The following is a 22,184-nucleotide window of genomic DNA, read 5'->3' as shown; positions in this document are numbered from 1 at the left end:
GTGGTAATTAAATCCTCAAATATTAACGACTTTTACAGTATCTTAATTTCAACATAATAAAAATGACAAACAGAATAATTCTTCTATGTTTAGTAGTAGTTATAGGTGTTTCTTGTACAGAACAACCAAAAAAACAAACTACAGAACCAGTTCAAAAGCCCAACATTATTTATATAATGTCGGATGATCATACTACACAAGCCTTCGGTATTTATGGTAGTAGGCTGGCAGGTTTAAACCCTACCCCTACACTTGATAAAATTGCTAGCGAAGGAATTATTTTTGACAACTGTTTTGTAAATAATTCAATATGTACACCTAGTAGAGCCGCTATTTTATCAGGTCAACACAGCCAAGCAAATGGTGTTCTAGATTTAGAAGGTGAACTACCTATGGATCATCAATACTTACCTATTGAAATGAAAAAATTAGGTTACCAAACCGCTATGATTGGAAAATGGCATTTAAAATTAGAACCTAATTTTGATTATTACAACGTATTTACAAAACATGGGCAGCAAGGTTCCTATTTTGATCCTTATTTAACCGAAACTGGAATGCATTTCGCAGAGGAAAAAGATCCTGCCTATGAAGGAAAACAGTATATGGGTTATAGTTCGGATATTGTTACCGACATTTCTTTAGACTGGTTAAAAAACAAAAGAGATAAAACAAAACCATTTATTTTATTTCACCAATACAAAGCACCACATGATGATTTCGAATATGCGCCACGTTATAAAGACTATCTAGAAGATGTTGAAATACCTGAACCTGCTAATTTATATGATAATGCAAACAATGGCTCAATTGCAACAAAGGGAGAAAATGGAGAATTACTTTCAGTAATTGGTTCTTCAGTTTCAAAACGAAATACCATTAGAAATATGGGAATGCGTTTATGGAGCAAACAATATACAAAAAGAAATAATCCAGATTTTGATATCCATCAAGCGGATAATTTAAGCGACAAGGAATATACACATGCAACTTACCAAGAATATTTAAAACGTTATTTACGCTGTGTAAAAGGTGTTGATGATAACGTTGCTCGACTAATTGAGTACTTAAAATCCGAAGGATTATATGATAATACTATAATTGTTTATACTGGTGATCAAGGTTTTATGCTTGGAGAACACGATTATATAGACAAAAGATGGATGTACGAAGAAGCACTTAGAATGCCATTCTTTGTTCGTTATCCTGAAAAAATTAAACCAGGTACTCGTACTGATGCTATTATTAATAATACTGACTTTGCCCCTACTTTAATAGAAATGGCTGGAGGAACTCCACCAGAACAAATGCAAGGACATAGTTTTAAACATATTCTAGAAACAGGTCAAGAACCTGAAGGTTGGCAACAATCTACTTATTACCGTTACTGGATGCATATGGCACACGCACATGCAAATCCTGCACACTTTGGAATTAGAACAAAACAATATAAATTAATATTCTTCTACGGAAAATATTGGGTTGATACCGATAACCCGGATGCTGAGTGGAATAAAGCAAGCTGGGGAAACAGATTTGATCTTCACACTCCTGCTGCTTGGGAATTTTATGATTTAAGTAAAGACCCAACAGAATCTAACAACGCATATAACGATCCGGCTTATAAAGATGTTATAGCAAACTTAAAAGAACAATTAATTGCTAAACGTAAAGAATTGAATGAAGAAGACGGAGATAAGTATCCACATATTCAAAAAGTAATTGATGAATACTGGAATGATTAATTAAATTCATTAATTTTTAAAAATGCCTAATCTATTTAATTAAATAGATTAGGCATTTTCTTTTTATATCAGAGAAAAATCCTTTTTAAATTAAGTTGTGTAAGTTTGGATAAAATTTTCTCCTATAAACTCTTTAATTAATCATATACTATATCAAAAAGACCATATGTAATAAAATATTAAGTCAAATAAAACGAATTTAGCAGTCATAAATCAACTGTAATCATTTTAGTTATGAAAATTACCAATCTATATTTATTAACTCTTCTTACCTTAAGTATTTTATTTACCTCTTGTAGGCAAAAGCAAACAGACAAAAACCCCACTGATTTACAAAAACCTGTGTATGAAGCAAATTGGGAATCAATTAAAAAACATTATAAAGATCCAGAATGGTTTAATAAAACAAAATTTGGAATTTTTATTCATTGGGGAGCATACAGCGTTCCCGCATTTGGATCGGAATGGTATCCAAGAAAAATGTATATGGACACAGCTACATTTACCGCTCAATTAAAGCACCAACAAACTGGTCCAAACGAAGTTTACACGCATCACAAAAAGAATTGGGGAGATCAAAAAACATTTGGTTACAAAGATTTTATTCCAATGTTTAAAGCAGAAAAATTTGATGCAAATGAATGGATTGATTTATTTAAAAAAGCTGGTGCTAAATATGTTATTCCTGTAGCCGATCATCACGATGGTTTTGCAATGTACAAATCTAATACTACACGTTGGAATGCCTATGATATGGGGCCAAAAAGAGACGTATTAGGAGAGTTATTTAAAGCGGGTAGAGAAAAAGGAATGATAATGGGAACATCTTCTCATTTTGCGTTCAACTGGTCTTTCTACAATAAAAAAGATCATTTTGATACTACAGATCCTGAATATGCCGATTTATATTCTTCAAAAGGAAAAGATTTAAGAGAGCCTGTTTCAGATAAATTTAAAGAACGCTGGTGGGCAAGAACAAAAGATGTTATTGATAACTATCAACCAGATATTTTATGGTTCGATTTTTATTTGGACATTCCAGATTTTGCTGATATGAGACCTCAATTAGCTGCATACTATTACAATAAAGGAATTGAGTGGGGTAAAGAAGTTGTTTTACAAGATAAAAACTTTTCTCACGAAGCTTTTCCTGAAGGAACTGTTGTTTACGACTTAGAACGTGGAAAATTACCAGGTATTAGAAAATTGCCTTGGCAAACAGATACTTCAATTGGAAAAAATTCTTGGAGTTATGTAACTAACTGGAAATCTAAAACAGCAAATCAATTGGTTGACGATTTGGTTGATATTGTTTCTAAAAACGGATGTTTATTATTAAATGTAGGTCCTAAATCTGATGGAACTATTCCAGAAGATCAAAAAGAAATTTTATTGCAAATGGGAGATTGGTTAGCAATTAACGGTGAAGCAATTTACGATACTAAATATTGGAAAACTTTTGGTGAAGGTCCAACAGAAGTTAAAAAAGGACATCACTCTGAAGGTGGAAATGAAAATCTTTCGTCAAAAGATATTCGTTTTACACATAAAGGAAATAAATTATATGCCATTGCTTTAGATTGGCCAAAAGATGGAAAAGTAGTTATTACATCACTGGCAAAAAACTCTAAATACGTTAATGATTTAAATATTAAAAACGTTAGTGTTTTAGGAACCAAAGAAAACATCAAATGGGAACAAACAAATGAAGGCCTAAATGTTACAATGCCAACTAAAAAACCATGTGAATTCGCGTTTACAATAGCGATTGATATGTAAAAAAAATATTTTGATTGATTGAAAAAGGTGAGTTTACAGTTTTGTAACTCATCTTTTTTTTTGATAAAGTTCCATTTTTAAAGGCGTTAAAGGTATTTTATACATTTAATAATACAATCGATTGTAAATTATTAAATTTATGTTAAATATTTAAAAAATTATTATTAATTTTAAACAATTAATTTACGTTAAACCTAAACAAATTGAAACTAAGATCAACAAATTAATCATTTTTAAAACTTAATCAATATTTAACCAAAATAAACAGATACTTCTAAACTTAAATTTTAACCTTTTAAGGTAATTTTATTCCAATAATTGGTAAATTATAAACATAAAAAATTTACAAATAAACTTTTATTTGCAAGAAAAGTAAACTTTAACAACAAATTTTATTAACCAAACTCAATTTAATTATGATGAACAGATTTTCAAATCTATTTAGAAAAGCCTCCTTTTTAGGGCTATTTCTAACATTATTGAGCGTACAGCAATTTTATGCTCAAAAAACTGTAACTGGAACGGTTACAGATGAAACAAATCAGGGTATCCCTGGTGTAAATATTATTAAACAAGGAACATCAAACGGTGTCACAACCGATTTTGATGGAAATTACTCAATTACAGCTAATGAATCGGATGTTTTAGTATTCTCATTTGTAGGATATAAAACTAAGAGCGTTACTGTTAGTGCAAGCTCTAACTTAAATGTACAATTAGAACCAGATGTAGCTTCATTAGATGAAGTTGTTGTTATTGGATATGGTACAGCCAAAAAGAGTGATTTAACAGGGTCTGTAGGTTTAATATCTGCAAAAGATTTATTAAAAGCGCCTATTACTAAAATTGGATCTGGTTTACAGGGGAAAGTTACTGGGGTAAACATTCAACAAACATCAGGTGCTCCTGGACAAGGAATGAAAATACGTATTAGAGGTGGTAGTTCTATTAACTACTCAAATAACCCATTATACGTTATTGATGGTTTTATTGGTGCTGACATTGCAACTATTAACCCAAATGACATTGCATCTATTAACTTTTTAAAAGATGCATCTGCAACTGCTATTTATGGTTCTAGAGGTGCAAATGGTGTTGTTTTAATTACAACTAATGCTCCAAAATCTGGAAAATTAAAGGTTTCTTTTGAAACTAATTTCGGTTTTAGCAACGTTATTAACGAGTATGATATTCTTGCTCCACATGAGCAAGCTGAATTAATGAATGAACAAAGAGCTTCTTTAGGACAAAGCCCTTATTTCACTCAAAATGACATTGATGGATTTAAACAAAACGGAGGTACAGATTGGCAAGATTTAGTTACTCAACAAGGTGTTAGATACAATCACACATTAAATCTTACTGGGGGTAATGATGATCTTAAGTATTTCTTTTCTGCTAACCATTTAGATGAAGAAGGAACGGTTAAAAATAGTTTCTACGAAAGAACATCTTTACGTTCTAATATTTCTGGTAATATTAGTGATCGTATAAGCTTCAAGTTTAACACTTATGGAGTTCATACAGATTTTCAAGGTAATGGTGTTGGAACAGCTGGTACAGGTAACATAATGGGTAACGCAGTTATATATCCACAAATGTGGGGATCACGCGATGCAGATGGTAACTTTATAGATGGTAACGATAACAATAGTTATAATGGAGCTTTTCTTGTAGGTAGATTACCTAATCCTGAAATGGATGTTCGTCAAAACCAAGAATCTTTAAGTGATCGTATATTATCTAATTTAGATTTAAATGTTAATTTAACAGATAAAATCACAATGGTTTTAGGTGCTGCTGGTAGTTTAACAAATAACTATTCAGGACAAAGAACATTAGAAGATTTCATTGACATAACAAGAAGTAATGTTACTGCACAACAAAGATATGGTAGAAGCAATAGTTGGTTGGTAAATAGTAGATTTACTTACGAAAACGAATTTGGAGATCATAACTTAAAAGCATCTGCTATTTACGAATTTAGCAAAGCTATCAACCGTAATTTAACATCGGCTGCTGGTGATCTTAATTCATTAGGTAACGAATGGTACCTATTGCAAAACGGACAGCCTTCTTCAACAATTTCTGGATATAATGTAGGGAAAATAAGATCTTATATGGCACGTTTAAACTACAGTTATAAAGACAAATATTTATTAACTGCTTCAATGCGTGCCGATGGTTCTTCTAGATTTCAACCAGATTATGCTTGGGGATACTTTCCTTCTGCAGCATTAGCTTGGAAAATTTCTGAAGAAGATTTTATTCAAAATACAGATTGGATAGATAATTTAAAACTTAGAATAGGTTTTGGTGCAACTGGTAATGCAGCAATTGGTTATGGAGATACACAACCTACATTTGCTGGAGACCCAACAGCAAGAAACTTTGGTTGGTATCCACTAGATAATGGTGTTCCTGTACAAGGTGTAGTTCCTGATGTTACATTAACAAGTTTAGATACACAGTGGGAAACTACTACTTCTTACAACGCAGGTGTTGACTTTGGTATTTTAGACAGCAAACTAACAGGTTCTATTGATATTTATTCTAAAAAAACAACAGACGTTATCATTCAACAATCTGTTGCTAGATATACTGGTTTAACAGGAATCCAAGACAATTTTGCAGACATTGATAACAATGGTGTTGAATTAGGATTAAACTGGAATATTAAAAGTTCTGACGATTTAAATTGGACAGCTTATGCAAACTTTTCAAGAAACAAAAATATTGTTCAAGATTTAGGAGATGGTGTTGATGAAATATTTGTTGAATCTGAGGAAGCAATAGGTATTTGGAGTTTAGTAGGTGGAAACAAAAAATTTGTTGTTAGAAAAGGAGAATCTTTAGGTGCTCTATTTGGATTAAAAGCTATTGGTATTTGGCAAGCAGATGAAGCAACAGAAGCTGCGGCATTTAATTCTGGACCAGGAGAAGTAAAATATGAAGATCTTGATGGTGATGGTGCAATTTCTGCTGCCGATAGACAAATTGTAGGGCAAACAGCTCCTGATTTTACATACGGATTAGGTAGTAGTTTATCTTTTAAAAATTGGGATTTCTCTGTACAGTGCATTGGTACTGTTGGAAACGACATTTATAACTGGACAGATAATAGATTAAATTATGGTATCTTAGATACAGATTACAGAAACAGATGGTCTCCAACCAATACTAGTTCTACACAACAAGTAATGCCTTATGGAACCGACTATTCTTTAACCTATGTGGTAAGTCAATATATCGAAAAAGGTTCATTCTTTAAAGTAAGTAATTTAACCGTGGGATATAGTTTACCTCAAACAATTTTAGAATCTTTAAATATTTCTAATCTTAGACTATATGCTAGTATGGACAATGTATTAACTATAACAAACTATTCTGGTTTAGATCCAGAAGGTTCAAGTACTCCAGCAAATAGTGATTCACAAGCTGGTGTTGACGCTTTTTCATACCCTTTAACAAGAACTGTTTCTGCAGGGCTTAAAGTAACATTTTAACAAAAAATTTTAAATTATGAAACATAATATTTTAACATATAAATTTCTTTTTCTAGCTGCTCTATCGCTATTGATTTGTAGCTGTGAAGAATTGGATGAGGGATCTGAAGGATTACAATCTTCGGGAACATTTTATTCAGATGCGAATACATTAGATGCCGGTATATTAGGAATCTATGGTACCTTAAGAAGAAATAATTGGGGTCTAGATAATTACTCACATTATTGTGGTGCAGATGATTTAACATCACGATTAGGAAGTAATAAATGGGTTGTACTAGAATCTGACCAATTTGCAAGAACTGCAGGTAACTCTTGGTCTACAAACGACTGGAATGGTAATTATAGTACAATATATGCTGCAAACTCTTTTATAAAAAATGCACATCCAGAAGGTGTAGATGAAGCAGTAATAAATGCAGCTCAAGCAAATGCTTATTTTATTAGAGGTCTTTGCTATTTTAGATTAGCAACTACTTTTGGAGATATTCCTATGCCGCTTAGTCCAGATCCTGACTTTGCGATGCCTTTAACTCCAAAAAGAGATGTTCTTGAACAAGTAATTTCAGATTTTGAGTTTGTTATTCAATGGGCTAACAATCCAAGAGAAACAGATCCTACAGTTAATAATGGACGAGTAACTAAAACAGCTGCAAAAGCATTTTTAGCAAAAACCTATATGCAATTAACTGGTTACCCATATAATGAAACAGACAAATGGACACAAGTTAAATCATTAACTCGTGAAATTAAAAACGATGGAGTTTATTCATTAATGGATGATTTTGCTAAAAATTTCCAAGATCCACATCAAGTAAACAAAGAGGTAATTCATGCGCATGTAATGTCTAGTGAATCTTGGCCAATTATAACTCAAAATAGAGTATATGGTTTTAGATGGGCAAACTGGATGGATGCTTACATGGAATGGACTTATTACAATAATTTCCCTGATGGATACAGAAAAGAATTTTCTACTAGTGTAGATCCAGCAACAAATCAATTTTTTGTTGAATTCGGAAACCCAATTGTAACTAAATTTACTTATGCAACTGGTGCTCCTAACTCAACAGATCCTGTTGGTGAAGTAAAAGAACACACATGGCAAACTTCAAATGATAGAATTGCTATGCGTTATGCAGAAGTACTACTTATGTATGCTGAGGCTTGTGCTAATACCGGTGAACCAGATGAAGCACTTGAAGCTTTAAACAGAATTAAACGTAGAGCTTACGCTAAAGGTTCTACTAAACAAGCTCAAGTTGAAGCTTTAGCTGTAGAATTTTGGAAAACTCCAGATCCTATGGTAGATTATACTTCTACTGAATTAAATACAACAGAAAAATTAGTAGATGCAATTGTAAAAGAACGTGCTTACGAATTTTTAGGTGAAGTTGGTGGTAATAGATGGTTAGATTTAGTTAGATTAGATATGGTGGCTGAAGTGAACCAAAATCGTGATCCTAACGATGTTCCACTTATTGGAAATCCAGCGGATAAATCAACTTGGTGGACTCCAATACCTTCAGGTGACGTAGTACTAAATCCTAATTTAGGAAATTAAATTATAAATTAAAATTTTAATAAAAAAGGCTGATTTCGTAAAGGAATCAGCCTTTTTAATTTAACAAAAACTTTATTTTAGTAATAATTGTGATTGTTGTTATACTTTTTATTCTGGATAGATTAATTTTACATTAAATAAAAAACATAATTATGAGTCAGATTATTACATTCGGTGAAGTACTAATGCGTTTATCTCCTGAAGGAAACAAAAAGTTTATTCAATCCAATTTACTTGAATTTTATTTTGGAGGAACCGAAGTAAATGTAGGCATTTCAATTGCCAATTTTGGTGGTGATGTAAAGCACATTTCTTGTATATCTGAAGATTTTGTTGGTGACACAGCAATTTCCTACTTAAGAAAATTTGGTGTAGATACCTCAGCCATTGTACGTTCTAAAAGACCTTTAGGTGTATATTTTTTAGAAGTTGGTGCCGTTATGCGTCCAAGTTCAATTTCATATAACAGATCTCATTCTTCTTTTTCCGAAATAAAACCTTCTATGGTAGATTGGAATACATCTTTAGAAGGTGGAAAATGGTTTCATTGGACTGGCATTACTCCTGCCCTATGCCTAGGTGGTTACGAAACACTTAAAGATGGATTAATTTTAGCACGTAAAAAAGGAATGGAGGTTTCAGCCGATCCAACTTATAGAAGTGGCTTATGGCAATATGGTGGAAATCCAAAAGAAATTTTAGCTGATTTATTAAATTATTCCACAATATTTATTGGCGGAATCAATGAAATTAATGAAGTTTTATCAACAAATTATAGTTATTCAACTGACGATTTTATAAAGGCAAGTAAACATTTAATGAAAGAATTTCCATCAATCACAAAGGTATTTGATAAAATTAGAACTTCAGTGAATTCATCTTGGCACAAAATTAGATCCAGAATGTGGAACGGAGTAGAATTTAGAGAAACTGAAGATTTAGATATTACACATATTGTAGATAGAATTGGAACTGGTGACGCTTATGCTGCTGGATTAATTTATGGTCTACAACATTTTGATGACAACAAATCTATGCAATTTGCAGCCGCAGCTAGTGCTTTAAAACACACCTATGAAGGTGATGTAAACTTTTCTAATGTAAACGAAGTAATGAACATACTAGAAGGAAATACTTCGGGTAGATTTAACAGATAACACCAATGAAAAAATACTTTATTTTAATTGCTACGATGTGTTTTACTCTAATTGCAAATGCACAAAGTAAAACAATTCCACTTTGGAAAAAGAATATCCCAAATCAACTAAAATCTTCAGAAAAAGAAATAATTGAAGAGACTAATATTATAAGAATATCAAATGTTCAAAAACCAACAATAGAAGTTTTTCTCGCTCCCAAAAAATTAAATACAAAGAAAACCGTTTTAATATGCCCTGGAGGTGGTTATGGAATTTTAGCTTGGAATCATGAAGGTACTAATTTTGCCGAACGGTTTGCTTCAAAAGGGATTAATGCAATTGTATTAAAATACCGTTTACCGGGATCAAAATCGCTTACAAAACCTCATTTAGCACCATTACAAGATGCTCAAAGAGCCATTAGAATTATCAGAAAAAACGCTAAAAAATGGAATATAGATGAGAATCAAATAGGTGTTATGGGATTTTCGGCTGGAGGACATTTAGCTTCAACTCTTGGTACTCATTATAATTTTGAAGCTTATAAAAAGCAAGATAAAATTGATAAACTAAGTGCTAAACCAAATTTTATGGGGTTGATATATCCTGTAATATCAATGCAAGATAGTGTAACTCATAAAGGTTCTAAAAAGAATTTATTAGGTAAAAATCCATCTAAAAAAATGGTTGATTTATTCTCAAATGAATTACAAATTACCAAAGAAACCTCACCAACATTCTTAGTTCATTCAACAAACGACAAAGCGGTTCCTGTAAAAAACACCTTGTTGTTTTTTGAAGCACTTCAGCAAAAAAATATTAAAACTGAAATGCATATTTTTCCAATTGGTGGGCACGGATATGCTTTTGCAAAAGACATGAAACAGTTAGAGCATTGGCCTGAGTTATTTTACAATTGGCTTATGAATTTGGAATAAACACATTCGTTCTACATTCAAAAACATTTGTACATTCACTTACTTGATACTTGGTATATTTTTGTAGTGTTCTAAAAATTGAACTTTTCAAAAACTAAAAAAACAACCAAGTAAAATGACTCGATTATCCAACGCATTATCAAGTATTAGCATAGTAATAATCTCTTTCTTTTTAACAATTTCCTGTTCTAAAAAAGAGAATGAAGTTCAAACTGCAGATATTAACTTCAATAAAAACTGGCAATTCTCAAAAGGTGAAATTTCTGAAGCTATTCAACCAAATTTTGATGATTCTAAATGGGAAACTATCAAGGTGCCACATGATTGGAGTATAAAAGGTCCTTTTTCAAAAGAGAATCCTTCATTTTCACGTGGTGGTTGGTTACCTACAGGAAAATGTACCTATAGAAAAACATTTACAGCACCAGGAAATAAAAAAGAAAACAAAGTTTTTGTTTATTTCGACGGTGCTTATAGAAATTCTATAGTTTATATAAACGGACAAAAAGTTGGTTATAGACCAATGGGTTATATTGGTTTTGAATATGATTTAACAAAACACATAAACTTTGATAAAGAAAATGTATTAACAGTAACTTTAGACAATTCGGAACAACCTGGCTCGCGTTGGTATACAGGAACAGGAATTTATAGAGATGTTACGTTAAAAATTAGAAATAAAACCTATATACCAAATTGGAGTTTATATGTTACAACTCCAAATATTTCAAAAGAAAGCGCTACAATAAATGCGGCCTTCAATATTAAAACTGAATTTGATAAAGCCAGTAAAATAATTGCTAAAACAATTGTTTTAAAAGATGATATTGAAATTGCTTCAAAAGAAAATACTGTTGAAATTTCGGCAACTAAAATTGAAAATTTAAATGTTTCAATAGATATACCGAATCCAAAATTATGGGCGCCAGAAACTCCAGAATTGTATACGGTAAAAGTTCAATTATTTAATAAGGGCGAGCTAATTGGTGAAGAATCAACTAGAACAGGTATTAGAGAATTAGGTTATAGTAAAGACACTGGATTTTCAATAAACGGAGTGCAAACAAAGTTAAAAGGTGTTTGTTTACATCACGCTGGCGGTCCAATTGGTGCAGCTATTTACAAAAGAACAATTCAACGTCAATTAGAAATTTTGCGAGAAATGGGTTGTAATGCCGTACGTACTGCTCACAATCCTTTTTCAACAGAATTCTTAGAAACTTGTGATGAAATGGGATTCTTAGTAATGAACGAGGTTTTTGATGAATGGGAAATTGTTAAAAACCCGACAACAGTTCAAGATGGAAAAAAAATTCGTATTCCTGTTAAATATTATGCCGATAAATTTAAAGAATGGGCTGATACCGATTTAACTGATTTTGTATTAAGAGATAGAAACCACCCATCGGTTGTAATGTGGAGTATTGGAAACGAAATTGACCAAATGAAAACCGATGAAGGAATTCCAATTGCAAATAGATTAATTGATATTATTCATAAACTTGATGACAGACCAGTAACAAACGGATTAATTGGTTACGGTTGGGATGCTTGGCCTAGTGAAGGTGCAGCACAAACTAGCGATATTAGAGGTTATAACTATATTAAAGAAAATGGTTTAGATCGTGAAGATAAAATAGCACCTAATGCAATGGGAGTGGTCACTGAATGTGCTTCGGCGCAATCATACTATCCACGTAGCACTTATTTATACGGAAAAGAAAAAGAAGCTTGGTGGAATAAACTTGGTTATACTAGTAAAGAAGCATATGAATGGGTTGAACAACGCGAGTTAATTGGATATAGAGGTGTACAAGCTTGGAAAGATATTAAGAATAGAGACGATATAATGGGTCAATTTATTTGGACAGGTTGGGATTATTTAGGTGAAGTTATTCCTTTTGGATGGCCAGCTCGATCATCATCCTTTGCTCCTATTGATTTATGTGGTTTTCCAAAAGATGGGTATTATTTCTATCAATCTCAATGGTCTAATAAGCCAATGGTTCATATTTTTCCTCATTGGAATTTAGAAGGAATGGAAGGAAAAGAAGTTACGGTTTATGCTTACACAAATGGTGATGAAGTAGAATTATTTCAAGATGGAAAATCTTTAGGGAAACAAAAAAACAACCTAAATGATGTTGAATATCAAGAATGGAAAGTAATTTACAAACCTGGTTCATTAAAAGCTGTTTCCTATAAAAATGGAAAAGAAATTGCAACTAAACAAGTAAACACAGCTGGTAAAGCTGCAAAAATTGAATTATTTGTTAGAAGAACGAACTTAAAAGCCGATGGTGAAGATTTAAGTTATGTTGAATGTACAATACTTGATAAAGATGGAAATGTAGTGCCAAAAGCCAATAATACAATTCAATTTGAAGTTAGTGGTGAAGCTAATTTAATAGCTGTTGGAAATGGAGATCATATGAATTTAGATTCTTTTCAAGCATCAAACAGAAAAGCATTTAATGGAAAAGCATTAGCCGTAATTCAAACTACTGAAAATGCGGGAAATATTGAATTTAAAGCTTCTGCTGAAGGTTTAGAAACTGCAACTATCGCTTTTAACACAACAAAATAAATTATGAAATTCACATTATCATTTCTCTTTTGTTTATTGCTCACATTATCTGCCACTGCTCAACTGGACACAGAATATTTCAAAAAACTACAGACTGAAAGAGTGGTTTCATCTGATAAATTAGAATGGCAGCAAGTTGGACCAGGAATGTCTGGTTACTGTGAAGAATTTTGGTGTCATCCAACTGATGAAAATGTAATGTTCATGTCTCCAGATATGTACAATAGTTATGGTAGTTGGGATAATGGAAAATCTTGGCATACTATAAAAGACTGTGATGGAACAGGAAAAGATATGAGAAGAATTCAATCTATCGTATTTTCTCATCAAGATGCCGATTTTGGGTATGCAATAGATGTTAGAGGTGAATTATATAATACAACCGATAGAGGTAGAAATTGGACTTTTATAAAAGATTTAGGAGGTAAACATGCCGAGCTAGCTGTTGATCCTTCAAATGACAATAATTGGTTTATTGGAGGTGGAGATTTTTGGAATGTAAAAGCTAATCATAGAAAACAAAGTGATTTATTAGGCTATGTTTATAAATATTCTGATTATGGACAAATTTTCAGAAGCACTGATAGAGGTGCTTCTTGGCAAAAGAAAAAGACTGACTTACCTTCTACCCTAGATATTGGAAGAATTATTGTAGACCCAAGAAATTCCAACAACATTATTATGGCAACCAATTCAGGAGTATATAGAAGCGCAAATCAAGGAGATAATTGGACCATAAGTGGTAATGGATTACCCAACAATTTACCTAGGGATATGACCTATTTTTATGATAAAAATACAAATGAATTTATCCTCTATTTAATTGAACAAACGTTTTACGAAGGAAATGGTAATACTACAAAGGCAACAGGTGGAATCTACAAAAGTTTGGATGGCGGTTTAAATTGGACAAGTATAACGGGTAACTTTACCTTTGATTTAACTCAACTAACTAATTATACAACTCAACAAAAATATTGGAAAGCTATTGGTTATTGGTTCGACAAAAGTTCAAACGAAATAAAGAGCTTATATCCAAATTATCCTACCGAAACATTACCAGTTTTAAATAGGCTAGTGGTTAACCCATTAAATAAAGATGAAATTTATATTACTCATAACGTAAAACACGATTATTCATTTTTACCAGGTGATGTATGGAAAACTACTGATGGAGGTCAAAATTGGATTACAACTACCAGAACTGGAAAATATTGGTCTCAGAATAAAGATGCTGCTTATTGGTCCTCTAAAAATAATCCAACAGGACAAAATACTACGTTTGCTCATTTGCATAAAGAGAAATCAGAAAATGAAGAAACTTTTGGTAATAGATTTTTGGAAATTAATGTGAAGGGTGAAGTTTTTATTTGTTTAGATCAACAAACTATGAGGTCTAATGATAACGGAACTACTTGGAACCAAGTTGATGATTTTGAAACTGAACCAGGAAGCAAGCACTGGGTTGCTCGTGGTGACAGTAATTTACCTGGTAGATTTATGCTATTGGAAACTGGAAAAGAAAATAGATACCTTTTTTGCAGCGGTGAACATGGTTTATGGCAAACAGCAAGTTTAGATTCTTATGAAGATAAAAATGCATACGCTGTAGAACAAATTGAAGGTCAGGTTAATCATGGTGGTGCGCATTCTATAGCTACCGTTGCAGTTCATCCAAATAATCCAGAAATTATTTACACACTTCAATTTAGACAAAACCATAGAGGTTATTTTAGAAAATCTACTGATGGCGGTAAAACTTGGAATAATGAATCTTACCCGCTAGCTTATGGTGGTAATTTATCTAGCGACAATATATTTCAATATTCTTTAACCATAGATCCCGATGATCCAAAAAACATTTACTTTTGTGTAATGTCTAAGCCAATTGCTGAAGTATCAAGTAAATTATTACCTGAAGACTTTACCACATTAGGTGTTATAAAAAGTTCTGATGAAGGAAAAACATGGTCTACAATGAACAATGGTTTCCCTACAGATTTTAGTGTTAGGCGTTTAAAAATGGACCCTGCAAATTCTTCTACTTTATATGCAGCATTAAATGAAGGCCCAACAGGACAAAAAGGTGGTTTGTACAAATCTACAGATAGAGCCGGAAATTGGTCAAAAATTACAATTCCTACTGAAATTAAATCCGTTAATAATGTTTTTATTGACAGAAATACGAAACATATCTTTATTTCCTGTGGAAGATACGAAGGAACTTTTAATGAAGGTGGAGTTTGGAGAAGTAAAGATAATGGCTCAACTTGGGCTAAAATATTTGATATGCCTTATGTATGGCAAACCGAAGTTTCTCCTATCAACCCAAATATAATTACAGTAAATGTTGCGTTACAACACGAAAATAAGGGAGCAACAACCTTTAATCCTGGCGCATATTTATCTTTAGATGCAGGTGAAACATGGACTAAAATCAATAAAAATTTAGGTCAACCAGATACCATAACAGACTTAAAACCCGACCCAAATAACGAAAAAGTATTTTGGTGCGCTTTAAAAGGTAGTGGCTGGACAAGAGCTATTTATAAATCTGATACTACTGAAAAGGCAAAATTCACAATACAAAGTACTAGTAATTCTTGTCCAAATACTGAAAATGGAATTATTACAATTAACGCTTCTTTACTTGGTGATTATACAGTTAGCATTACTGGCAACACATTACATAGCTCTGAAAATTTCGCAAACTCTTATACTTTTAAAAATTTAGCATCAGGAATTTATTCTATTAAAATTACTTCTAATACAGATAACTCTCAATCAAGGGAGTATTCGATTAACATTTCAGAACCTGAAAATTTAAAAGTTAGCTCAAAAGTAAACACCAATAATAAAAATATTTCATTAAACTTATCTGGTGGAACTAATTATTCAATATTATTAAATAACACTTTTTTTGAAACTTCAAATTCAAATATAAACTTAACTTTAAAAACTGGAATTAATACTATTGAAATTAGTACAGATAAAGATTGCCAAGGGTTTTATAAAAATGAATTTCATATTTTCAATAGTATAAGTGCATATCCAAACCCTTTTAATTCAAATTTCACAATAAATTTGGTGAACACTTCACATAAAAAAGCTCTCGTAAATTTATTTTCCAGTATTGGAACTTTAACATATTCTGGTGAACACCCAATTACAAATGGAATGATTAATCTTAACCTTCCAAAACTTAACAAAGGTTTGTTCTATTTATCTGTAAATATGGGTGCTAAAACCGAGAGTATAAAAATCTTTAAACAATAATTATATTAATTAATTCAATCGTTTCTATTATTCAATTATAATAATTGGAAATTGCGCTCTAATTGAATACCTAAATTATAAAAATACCGAACCATATGAGAAAACTATTACTTTCAGTTATCTTTTGTTTACTCGTTTCAAATTCCTTTTTTGCTCAAGATATAGTTGATGTAAATCTAGATGTGAAACATTCTGTTGGAGGAGTTTCAGAATTGGATCGTTCAAAATATTTAATGCTTCACGCTGGTGTAAATGATAGTGAGTGGCCTAACGAAGAATTTAAGAGAGAATTTTTAGAAGACTTTGATACTTACTTAGGTCGTAACAATGGCTCTTTACCTTGGAATCACTCTATTTGTGAAGAAGACCCAAATAAACCTGGATGGCCAAGCATTAGTTACCTACAAACTAAAGGTGCACAAGCTATAGAGAAATATAAAAATGATACAAACGAACATAAATATGAAAATAGATTAAGTAGCTATATGATGGGCGGTCAGGAAGGAATGTATCCTAATGGAGATCACGAAATTGGACCAAATGGTAAAAAGTGGACAATGGCAAAAGATGGATACAAACCAATTGCGGAATTCTACGCTAATTATTTTAAGTATTTTCACGGAAATGGCGGTACCACAGGAGAACCATTACCTGTATATATTGAAGTGTTAAATGAACCTTTTGTAAAAGCAACAAAAATAGGAACAACTAGAGAAAATATTTCTGAAATGCACAAAGTTGTTGCTAAAAGAATTAAAGAATTAAATCCAAATGCCAAAGTTGGTGGTTATAGTGCCGCGCATCCAGCTTATGAAGCAGCTGACTTTAACCATTGGAAAAAAAACTGGAAAACATTTATTGATATAGCTGGTGAAGAGATGGATTTCTTTTCACTTCATTTATATGATAATGTACAGAAAACAGGTGAAGGACAATATAGAGCTGGAAGCAATGTTGAGGCAATATTAGATATGGTGGAGCATTATGGTTATTTAAAACTAGGTGAAGTTAAACCGTTTTGTATTTCTGAATACGGATGTTTAAATACAGAAGGCGAATTGTACACCAAGGAAAGAGACTGGCACAATTTACGTTCATTTTCAACAATAATGATGCAACTCTTGGAACGACCAGATGTTATTGATCAAGCCTTGCCATTTATAATTAACAAAGCAAATTGGTGGAAACCATCAGGTGATCAAAATCCGGATGCAAAATATGCGCATAGATTATTTCGTCAAAAGAAAGAATTAGCTGGAGAAACTGGTGATGAATGGGTTTACACAGAAATTGTTAAGTTTTACCAAATGTGGGCTAATGTAAACGGCACAAGAGTTGACACAAAATCGAGCAATTTAGATACTCAAATTGATACTTATGTTGAAGGTAACAAGGCATATGTTATTGTAAATAATATGCATCACGAAGCACGAAGAGTTGACCTTAATCTTAAAGGTTTTGGTGACGCAAAAATTGAATCCATTAAAATTCAACATTTACATGCCGAAAATGCAGGTGTCCCTGCGTTAGATATAACGAATGAAACCTCAGCAATAAGTTCAATAAATATTGGTAGAGAAGCCACAATAATATTAGAATATACTTTTGATAAAACAATTTCAATTTCAGAAACTTCTAATGAAACTAAATATTTTGCAGATGGTTATTTAAAACCAATTAGCGCAAATCAAAATATAAACTTCAATATAAATAATGTAAATTTAGGTTCAATTGGTGAAGCAATTTTACGTGTAGGTGTTGGTAGAGATCACGGTAAATCTCTAAAACCTACTTTAAAAGTTAATGACACATCTGTTAATGTTCCAACAAACTGGAGAGGTAATGACCAAAGTGGTCGAGATGAATTTTTTGGTGTTTTAGAAATCGAAGTCCCTTATAATTTGTTAAAATCAGATAATCAAATATCCGTTTCGTTTCCAGATAACGGTGGACATATTAGTAGTTTAACTATGCAAGTTTTTAATTTTAGTAAAGAAATTTCTAGAAGTGAAGAAAAATTGAGTTCTAATAATTTTAAACTTAAAACTACAGGAGAAACTTGCACAAATAAAAATAATGGACTTGTTGAAATAACAGCTGTTGATAATCTTAACTATACTGCAACAATAAAATCTCTTAATCTAACAAAGAATTTTACACAAAATACCTCTTTTAACAATTTACCAATAGGAAATTATGAATTGTGTATTACCATTCCAAGTAAACCAAACTTTGAGCAATGTTACAATGTAAACATTGTAGAAGCAGAAGCTTTAAAAGTTTCTTCAAAAGTTAATCAGCAAAATAAATCAGTTTTTTACAGCCTCACAGGTGGAAATAACTATACAATTAAAATTAACAATAAAGTTTATACAACTTCAAAATCTACAATTGAATTACCGCTATTAAATGGCAAAAACTCAATAGAAATAACTTCTGAAAAAGAATGTCAGGAAGCTTTTAAAGAAGAATTTTTTATTGGAAACGAAATTACAGCATACCCTATTCCATTTAACAATTATATTACTGTAAATTTAGGAAATGATACTAGTATAAACGCAATTGTAAAAGTATATACAAGTCTTGGCACTCTTGCTATTTCTAAAAAATACCCTGTTACAAATGGAAAGTTAAACTTAAATCTTTCAAATTTAAATTCGGGCATGTATTTTCTATCTGTAGAAACAACTAATTCTTCAAAAAACTTAAAAGTTATAAAACAATAATCAATGAAAAAACTATCAATTGTAGCTCTTTTTATGTTAGCAATTCAATTTTGTTTTGCTCAAAATCCATTAGTAACCCATATGTTTACAGCTGACCCAACAGCTCGCGTTTTCGATGGTAAATTATATGTCTATCCATCAAGCGATACGTATCCTCCTGCTGGAAGAGAAAAAGAATTTCCACGTTTTTGTATGCCTGGTTATCACGCTTTTTCTTTAGAAAATGGATCAACTTGGAAAGATCACGGGTGGATTTTAAAAGAAAATGATGTGCCTTGGGGAGACAAAGATACTTTTGCAATGTGGGCTCCAGATTGTATTAAAAAAGGTGATACTTATTACTACTATTACCCAGCACAACCCAAGGATGGTTCTTCTTTTAGAAGAATAGGTGTAGGAACATCAAAAAACCCTACAGGACCTTTTAAATGGGAAAAAAATTATATAAAAGGTGTAAGCGGAATTGATCCAGGCTTATTTATTGATGATAATGACAAAGCTTACTTATACTTTGGAGGAGGAAAAGAGTTATTTGTTGCTCCACTAAAAGATAACATGAAAGAAATTAGCGCGGAGCCTATAAAAGTTGAAGGTTTACCTGCTGGTTACAAAGAAGGCTCTTTTGCCTTTAAAAAAGATGGTATTTACTACTTTACATTTGCACACGTTTTTCCTGACGAAGGCTATACTATTGGCTATGCAACTGCTAAAAATCCTTTGGGCCCATTTACTTATGAAGGAAAAATTATGGATAATATTGGTAACGGCACCAACCATCATTCCATTGTAAAATATAATGGACAGTGGATTTTATTCTATCACTGGTGGGATATTAGTGGTTATAATAAATTACGTTCTATGCGTGCCGATTATATCACTTTCAAAAAAGACGGAACCATAAAAAAAGTAACTCCAACAATAAGAGGTATTGGAATACCAAAAATTGGAGACACTATTCAAATTGATAGATATAATGAAATTTCAAAAGCAAACATTGCTTTTGTAGGTGGAGAAAACGAACCAAACGGCTGGATGGTTTGTGATACCAAAATGCTGGGATATGTGAAATTTAATAAAGTTGATTTTGGTAATGGAGAAGCAACTAAAATTGAAGCTCGAGTAGCTAGTGGACAACGCACTGGAAGTTTTGAAATTCGTTTAGGGGATCCAAAAGGTAAGTTAATTGCAACATTTCCTATTGAATATACTGGTGGATGGAGTTCTTGGAAAACTATTGAAGCCGATATTACTGAAAAAGTAACTGGAATTAAAAATATAGTAGTGGTATTCAAATCTGATTGGGGTTCTGAAAAAGCTGTGAATTTGAATTGGTTAAAATTAAAATAATTTAAAAATGAAAAATATATTTAAAATATGTTTACTGTTATTAATTCCATTTGTAGGGTTTTCACAAAACCAACCGAATGTAATTGTAATTTTAGCTGATGATATAGGAACTGGAGATATTTCGCATTATAGAAAAATGCATTCGGATAATATTATTGTTGAAACTCCAACCATTGACAAGTTAGCAAAAGAAGGAACTATTTTTACAGATGCACATTCACCTGCGGCTTTGTGTGCTCCTACTCGATATGCAATAATGACTGGAAATCACTGTTATAGAAGCTACGCTCCTTCTGGAGTTTGGGGTTGTTATGAACGCTCTCCTATTGAACCAAACCAATTAACATTAGGTAAATTAATGAAACAAGCTGGTTATAAAACATCGTTTTTTGGGAAATGGGGCTATGGAATGGATTTCAAAAGAAAAAGTACAAACAAACTTTATAGAAACCCAAGAGTTGAGCATGAAACTGATGTAGATATTACAAAAGTTATTGATAGAGGACCTGTTCAAAATGGATTTGACTATAGTTATATGTATCCTGCCGGAATTCAGGCGGAACCTTATGCTGCTTATGAAAATGGTGTTATGGATCCAATAAAAGAAGATTCAGAAATAATGCTAATTACTCAAAAATATGCTGACAAGCTTGGGTTTAAACTTGATAAAAAAGAAGGTTTAGGAGATAGTAACTGGAATCCTTTTAATGCTGGAACTTTACTAATTAATAAAGCTGTTAATTTTATTGAAGAAAGTAGTAAAACCAAAGAACCTTTCTTTATGTATTATTGTTCACAAGCTGTACATAAACCGCATACACCTTCAAAAAAATTGAATGGCACCAAAATAGCTGGCACAACTCCATCTAATCATTTAGATATGGTGAAGGAATTAGATGTACAACTAGAAATGATGGTTCAAACTTTAAAAAAACAAGGTATTTATGACAATACGTTAATCATTTTTACTTCAGATAATGGTGGTTTGTTAATTAAAAAAACAATGCAATCTAAACACAAATCCAACACTATTTATAGAGGTGGAAAAAATCAGGCTTATGAAGGTGGAACAAGAGTACCTTTTATTGCTTGGTGGCCTGGAAAGGTTAAAGCAAATAACGTATCTAACGCGCCTATTATTGGAATTGATATTATGGCAACCTTGGCTGGTTTAACCAATCAAAAAATTGAAGAAAACAATGCAATGGATTCTTCAAACCTATTACCTATTTTGTTAGGTGAAAAGAAAATTCAACCTCATCCTTTTTTAATAACTCAAAGTGGTACAGGTAAACAAGGTATGATTACAGAAGATGGTTGGAAACTAATTATTCAGTTTGATAAAAAGGATAAAACATTTAAAAAGAGAACTCCTATTGCTCTATTTAATTTGAATGATAATATTTCAGAAAACGAAAAAGGCAACCTTATCAGCAACCCAAAATTCAAGGGCAAAATAGACCAATTATTTAAAAAATATAATACTACTAGAGATAGTAAAATTAAAACAGGAATACTTTAAATAGAAGTAAAAAAGAGGAATTTTTAGATTAAAAATTCCTCTTTTTTTTTATAAT

The 22,184-nt window shown here is 31.9% G+C and carries 11 protein-coding genes; all 11 read left to right on the top strand.

The features are described 5' to 3' along the window. The first annotated feature begins 62 nt into the window (after positions 1–62). The 11 genes from Q0776_RS14640 to Q0776_RS14590 all read left to right on the top strand — a co-directional run bounded on the left by Q0776_RS14640 (position 63) and on the right by Q0776_RS14590 (position 22,129). Positions 63–1,745: a sulfatase gene (locus Q0776_RS14640; protein ID WP_298369804.1), complete on the top strand. Its 1,683-nt coding sequence runs from the start codon at positions 63–65 to the stop codon at positions 1,743–1,745. 234 nt (positions 1,746–1,979) lie between these two features. Continuing rightward, a complete protein-coding gene (locus Q0776_RS14635) occupies positions 1,980–3,524 on the top strand; it encodes an alpha-L-fucosidase (RefSeq protein WP_298369802.1) in 1,545 nt (514 codons plus the stop codon). 416 nt (positions 3,525–3,940) lie between these two features. Further along, on the top strand, positions 3,941–7,030 hold the full coding sequence (locus Q0776_RS14630; RefSeq protein WP_298369798.1) for a TonB-dependent receptor: 3,090 nt from the start codon (positions 3,941–3,943) through the stop codon (positions 7,028–7,030). Positions 7,031–7,046: 16 nt separating this feature from the next. Then, a complete protein-coding gene (locus tag Q0776_RS14625; RefSeq protein WP_298369795.1) occupies positions 7,047–8,594 on the top strand; it encodes a RagB/SusD family nutrient uptake outer membrane protein in 1,548 nt (515 codons plus the stop codon). Positions 8,595–8,746: 152 nt separating this feature from the next. Next, entirely contained in the window at positions 8,747–9,751 is a 1,005-nt protein-coding gene (locus Q0776_RS14620) for a sugar kinase (RefSeq protein WP_298369792.1), read from the top strand. Positions 9,752–9,756: 5 nt separating this feature from the next. Further along, positions 9,757–10,671, top strand: a complete 915-nt coding sequence (locus Q0776_RS14615) for an alpha/beta hydrolase (protein WP_298369789.1) — start codon at positions 9,757–9,759, stop codon at positions 10,669–10,671. A gap of 115 nt (positions 10,672–10,786) precedes the next feature. Further along, positions 10,787–13,258, top strand: coding sequence for a glycoside hydrolase family 2 TIM barrel-domain containing protein (locus tag Q0776_RS14610; protein ID WP_298369787.1), 2,472 nt, complete (start codon positions 10,787–10,789; stop codon positions 13,256–13,258). Positions 13,259–13,261: 3 nt separating this feature from the next. Further along, a complete protein-coding gene (locus Q0776_RS14605) occupies positions 13,262–16,534 on the top strand; it encodes a T9SS type A sorting domain-containing protein (RefSeq protein ID WP_298369784.1) in 3,273 nt (1,090 codons plus the stop codon). A 95-nt stretch (positions 16,535–16,629) separates the two neighbouring features. Beyond that, positions 16,630–19,260 (top strand): T9SS type A sorting domain-containing protein, encoded by a 2,631-nt coding sequence (locus tag Q0776_RS14600; RefSeq protein WP_298369781.1) that lies wholly within the window; start codon positions 16,630–16,632, stop codon positions 19,258–19,260. Between the two features lie 3 nt (positions 19,261–19,263). Then, positions 19,264–20,607: a family 43 glycosylhydrolase gene (locus tag Q0776_RS14595; RefSeq protein ID WP_298369777.1), complete on the top strand. Its 1,344-nt coding sequence runs from the start codon at positions 19,264–19,266 to the stop codon at positions 20,605–20,607. 7 nt (positions 20,608–20,614) lie between these two features. Further along, positions 20,615–22,129, top strand: coding sequence for an arylsulfatase (locus Q0776_RS14590; protein WP_298369774.1), 1,515 nt, complete (start codon positions 20,615–20,617; stop codon positions 22,127–22,129). The last annotated feature ends 55 nt before the right edge of the window (positions 22,130–22,184 follow it).

This window comes from uncultured Lutibacter sp. (assembly GCF_947495725.1).
Taxonomy (GTDB): Bacteria; Bacteroidota; Bacteroidia; order Flavobacteriales; family Flavobacteriaceae; genus Lutibacter.
This window is presented reverse-complemented; position numbering and strand designations above follow the sequence as displayed.